Source organism: Streptomyces sp. NRRL WC-3549, from assembly GCF_000721935.1.
Taxonomy (GTDB): Bacteria; Actinomycetota; Actinomycetes; order Streptomycetales; family Streptomycetaceae; genus Streptomyces.
The window spans coordinates 54122-58762 of the sequence record NZ_KL585406.1; the positions used below are offsets into that span (position 1 = coordinate 54122).

5 protein-coding genes are annotated in these 4641 nt (G+C 69.7%); 1 reads left to right on the forward strand and 4 read right to left on the reverse strand.

Going from position 1 to position 4641, the window contains the following annotated elements; all coding sequences use genetic code 11:
- Nucleotides 1–55: 55 nt before the first annotated feature.
- Nucleotides 56–778 (forward strand): discoidin domain-containing protein, encoded by a 723-nt coding sequence (locus IH13_RS0118870; protein ID WP_031085966.1) that lies wholly within the window; start codon nt 56–58, stop codon nt 776–778.
- A gap of 338 nt (nt 779–1116) precedes the next feature.
- Here the strand turns inward: IH13_RS0118870 and IH13_RS0118875 are convergent, their stop codons facing one another.
- From IH13_RS0118875 to IH13_RS0118890, 4 genes are all read right to left on the reverse strand, one after another.
- Nucleotides 1117–1470 (reverse strand): hypothetical protein, encoded by a 354-nt coding sequence (locus IH13_RS0118875; protein WP_031085968.1) that lies wholly within the window; start codon nt 1468–1470, stop codon nt 1117–1119.
- Between the two features lie 132 nt (nt 1471–1602).
- Nucleotides 1603–2115, reverse strand: a complete 513-nt coding sequence (locus IH13_RS0118880) for a GNAT family N-acetyltransferase (RefSeq protein ID WP_031085970.1) — start codon at nt 2113–2115, stop codon at nt 1603–1605.
- Nucleotides 2106–3344, reverse strand: coding sequence for a helix-turn-helix domain-containing protein (locus tag IH13_RS0118885; protein WP_234433330.1), 1239 nt, complete (start codon nt 3342–3344; stop codon nt 2106–2108). The genes IH13_RS0118880 and IH13_RS0118885 overlap by 10 nt, the downstream gene beginning before the upstream one ends.
- Before the next feature lie 312 nt (nt 3345–3656).
- The coding region (locus IH13_RS0118890; RefSeq protein ID WP_234433331.1) for a site-specific integrase at nt 3657–4641 on the reverse strand (985 nt) is incomplete at its 5' end.

Consider the following 4641-nt stretch of genomic DNA (forward strand, 5'->3'; position numbering starts at 1 on the left):
TTGCCAGCCCGCTCAGAGATGTGTATAAGAGACAGATCCCGCCCCGGTGCTCCCGGTGCAGCCCGCGAAACCGGTGGTACAGCGCCCCGTCGTACGCCCGGTCACGGCGGAGGAGGTCCCGGACGGCCCCCCGTGCCCGGCCTGCGGCACCCCGAACGCCCCGGACCGGCGGTTCTGCCGCCGCTGCGCCGCCCGGCTCAGCTCGTTCCGCCGCAGAGTACGCAACGGCTCCGACGGCAGGTGGCTGCGGCGGGGCATCCTGCTGCTGTTCGTGGTCGCGCTCCTCGTCACGGGCTTCCTGCTGCTCCCCGCGGGCCGCTACGTCTTCGAGGACGTCCGCGACAAGCTCGGCGGCACCGCGGCGGTCAGCCCCACCGAGGTCACGGCCAGCGCGCAGACACCGGGCCACCCGGCGAGCGCGGCCACGGACGGCCTCACCGACGCATACTGGGGCGCCCCCGCCCTCGACGCCTCACTGACCTGCGACTTCGGTGAACCGTTCCGGCTGGTGGGCATCGTCGTGCACACCGGCTCCTCCCCGGAACCCGAGGCGTTCAGGAGCACCGCCCGGCCCGTGCGGGCCGAGCTCCGGGTGACCACGGCGGACAACGAGGTGGACACCCGGACGGTGACGTTCAACGACAAGCCGGGCGAGCAGGAGGTACGGATGGGCATCAGCGACGTGGTCTCGGTACAGCTGATCCTGCGCGACGCGGCGGGCCCGGTGGGCGAACAGCCCATCGCACTCGGCGAGATCGAGTTCTTCAAGCGCAGCTGAGAACCCACCGGCCGCCCCGTGGCGGCCCGCGTGGCCGCCCCGTGGCCGTCCCCGTGGCGCGCTCGCCCCGCCGGGCCGGGCCACGGGGTCGGTCCCCGGCCGCGTGGCGCCCGGGAGGGTCCCGAGCGCCACGCCGACTGTCGGTCCAGGTCCATGCGGTCGAGCCGGCCCGCCCGGGTGAGGGTGCTCTGGATCCGCTTGCCGGCGTCGGGGACCTCCACGCGGTCGATGTGCTCCGGGCGGACCCCTTCCAGACGCACGGCCCGGGCGCCCGCACGTCACACCCGACCGCGGTGGCCGCCGGACGGCCCGGGCCGGTGCCACGGCAACCTCGGGGCTCAGCCGGACCGTTCGATGCGCTCGAAGATGTCCGCGTCCGTCTCCCGCTGCCAGCCGGGAAGGTCGTCCCAGTCCGCGACGTATCCGGGTTTCGGGTCCTCGAAGTGCTTGAACATCTGGGCGGTCCAGCAGAGGGCGACGAAGCGCCCCTTCTGCTCACGGGTGAGCCGCGCGGCGTGCCCACCGCTGACCCTGAGGAAGTCGCGCACCTGCCCGCACACGGCTGCGGCGGCCTCACGCTCCCACTCGGGTGTCTCCTCCCACGGCGTGACGTAGCCGGGTTTCGGCTCACCGGGGTAGTGCTCGGTCACACCGGCGATCCACGCCTCACGGAAGATCCGACCGTCGCTCATGCGGGTGCCCCTCTCGTCATGCGGTGCGCGAAAGCGCCGCGATGCGGTGATCCAGACATTCTCGGCCTCGACCGCGGGTGCCCGCAGTCGAGCGTGTCCGGCCGATCACCCCTTGCCCGTCAGTCTCCTCGGTCAGTCGGTCCGCAGGGTGCGCACCATCACCGCGTACGCGGGGGAGTCGTCGGAAGGCTTGGCCTCGTCACACTTCTCGTACCCCCACCTCTCGTACAGGGCTTGGACTTCGGGGTGCGAGGAATCGACGAGGAGCGTCACGAAGTCGACTTCGGCCGCCCGGACCAGCGCGTCGTGGATCCGCCGCGCCCGGCCCGTGCCCTGCCACCGGGGCACCACCATCAGCTCCGACAGGGCGAAGATCCGGCCGCGCACCCCCCTGGGCCGGTCCGACCCTTTCCACCAGCCGCCCGGCCTGAACCTCGACCCGTACGCGTACCCGACCGGACCGCCGCTCTCCCATCCCGAGACGCACCGCCAGTCCGCGCGCGCCGTCCAGAGGTCCACGAAGTACGAGAACCTCTCGCGCGAGTGGAACGGGTCGGGGTCGCCCGCGTAGACCTCGTCGTGTATGTCCAGGAGCAAGGAGCGGACGTCTGGTGCGTCGGCGTGCGTGTACCACTTCAGGTCCATCGGCGTGACTCCTGGATCCAGCTCACGACTTCGGGGGCCCTGGTGCCTGTCGCCTCGATGACCTGGCACGTCCTGCTCAGTGTGTTCACCGCGCGCCGGGACCCGGACGCCGACAGCAGCATCGCTTGAGCCTGCCGTCCGGTTGCGCACGCCAGCTCCACTTCCCCCTGCCTCGCCTGGCACAGCGACAGGTGCGCCGTGTAGAGCCCTTTGTCGCGGACCAGGTCTCCGGGAATCCCGGCGAGGGTGCGGTGCAGGCAGGCCTCTGCGCGCTCGTGTTCACCAAGCGCCGTCCAGACGTACGACGACAAGGCGTCGAACTCGGCCGGGCCGTAGAACGCGATCCACGCGGACGGCCGATTGCCCCCCGCCCGGCCGAAGGCCACCTCCGCAAGCCCCAAGGCCCGTAACGCCTCTCCGGGCCTGCGCAGCCTGGCCAGGGCATTGGCATTCCGCATGTGTCCCAGCGACGCGAACAACGGGTCCCGCCGGGCCGTCGGCGCGCGCTTCATCACCTCCGCGCCGGCCGCCGCTTCGGCGTGGTTCTCCCGCTGGCTGGAAGTAAGCGTCAGATGGTCCCAGACCCGGTACATGGCCTCGCCGTCACGTGCGAGTCCCGCCAGGGTGAGGGCCGTGTCCAAGTGGGCACGGGCACGTTGCGGAGCGCTCGCGTCGATGGCCCCGAAGGCCGCCAGACACGTGACATCGGACGCGAGCCGGTACACGCGACGCCGAACGCGGTCCGAAATGCCACCGGCGTGGAGCGAGGACTGGATACGCGCCGCGAGTTCCACGGCCTGGTTCTCGATCCGCCGTGCTCCGCCGAGCCGCTCGTCCCGCTGGAGTTCGGTGTACTCCCGGTGAAACCGGTCGGCGTCCGGCTGCCCCAGCCTGGGGCAACTCGCCTGGGCAGCCGCAGCGACGGCTGATCCGGTCGCCGCGGCGAGAAAAGTACGACGATGCACTGGGCCCTCCGCTGGTGCGGCGGTACGTGGTGGATCGAACCCTAAAGCCGATGCGGGGCAGCCGAACACCGCTTCCAGCGCGGCGCAGGTGCGACCGATCGACCTGCGGGTGCTCCCGTTGACCAGATTCCGCACCGTCCGTGCGGATACGTCACCAGGCTTACCCCCGAGCGCTTCGAGCGCGGAGTTCATCTGTCGCGCCAATTCTTCCTGCGTAAGACCGAGTTCACTCATTCGGTCCTTCAGGACGACGTTCGCTCCCATGCGGCAGAACGTAGCCGGACTCCCACCTCCGGAGCCAGACGCCGGGTAATGGGTACGCAAAGTCTTCCGGGTGACCGCGGACAGTTGAGAGCGGCCTTTCCTGTTCACCTCATCTCGGCAGCCGTTGACTGGTGTTCCGTTCGGACTACGGCAACCCGCCGCTTCCAGTGAGGAGTTTCCATGTGAGCCGCCCCGAACCACCCCGGAGGAACGACGGCGGCTCGGACGGCCGCCCGTACGCGCCGCCGGAACCCCGGCCTGGTGCGCCCAGCCGGGCTCTACGCAAGCGCGCGGCCGTCGGCTGGGAAAAGTTCATGCGCCGTGTCGAGGCCGGTCAGGAGACGAAGACGACCAGGTAGTGCGGTTGATCGCGCCGCGCCGCCCGGTGTAGACGAGCAGCCGGACCGTCACCTTGCGCCGGTCGTCGCGTGCGAGGTCGGGCTCCTCGGGATCCAGCCACGGCAGGGTCACTTCGATGGGTTCGAAATGCTCCTGATGCGTGAGCATCCGCTTCGCGATCGCCTGGGGCAGAGGTGCGTCGCGTTCCTTGCCGCCTTTGGGCGGACCGAAGTACAGCTGCGACTTGTACATGAGGATCTGCCGCTCCACGTGTACGAAGCCGTCGCGGACATCGTCTGGGCTGAAGCCGAAAACCTCACCCTGCCGGAGCCCGCACCCGACCCCGAGGTCGACCGTGATCCGGTACCGGGTGGCCAGCGCCTCCCGTATGGCGACGACACGGGCCTGCTCCCAGGCGCGAGGCTTGCGCTCCGGCTTCTTCGGTGGCTTGATCGAGCTGTTGCCCTTGCATGGGTTGCGGTACAACCGCTTGTCTTCGACCGCGGCCTGCATGATCGCCTTGAGGTACACCCACGCGACATAGGCCGTGCTCGATGCCACCGCCCTCTGCACGTCGGCCGACCACTTACGCAGCTCCGCGACGCCGATGTCCCTGAGCGCCAGGTCTCCGAGCTGCGGGAGCACCTGTCCCCAGATCCGGTGCCTCATGCTTTCCAGCGTCTGAGCCGGATGAACCTGGGACGGCCACCAGTGCTTCTCGACGTACTCGCGAAGGCTGATCGCACCGTCTCGCGCGTCGACGAAATCCCCTCGACGTGCGTCGGTCTGTGCCTCGGCCAGCCATGCCTTGGCATCCGCGACAGTGTCGAAAGACCGGTCGCGGACCCCCGGTATCCCGGGCCTTGACCCCTGATGTTGGACACACGAGACACTGGATCCTGAGGATCTGAGAACGGACATCTCGTGGTCATGAAGAACTATCCGCCGGAGTTCAAGG

Coding starts and splice junctions, on each gene's coding strand:
- IH13_RS0118875 (WP_031085968.1), bottom strand. CDS start 1,470: ATGAGCGACGGTCGGATCTTCCGTGAGGCGTGGATCGCCGGTGTGACC.
- IH13_RS0118880 (WP_031085970.1), bottom strand. CDS start 2,115: ATGGACCTGAAGTGGTACACGCACGCCGACGCACCAGACGTCCGCTCC.
- IH13_RS0118885 (WP_234433330.1), bottom strand. CDS start 3,344: ATGGGAGCGAACGTCGTCCTGAAGGACCGAATGAGTGAACTCGGTCTT.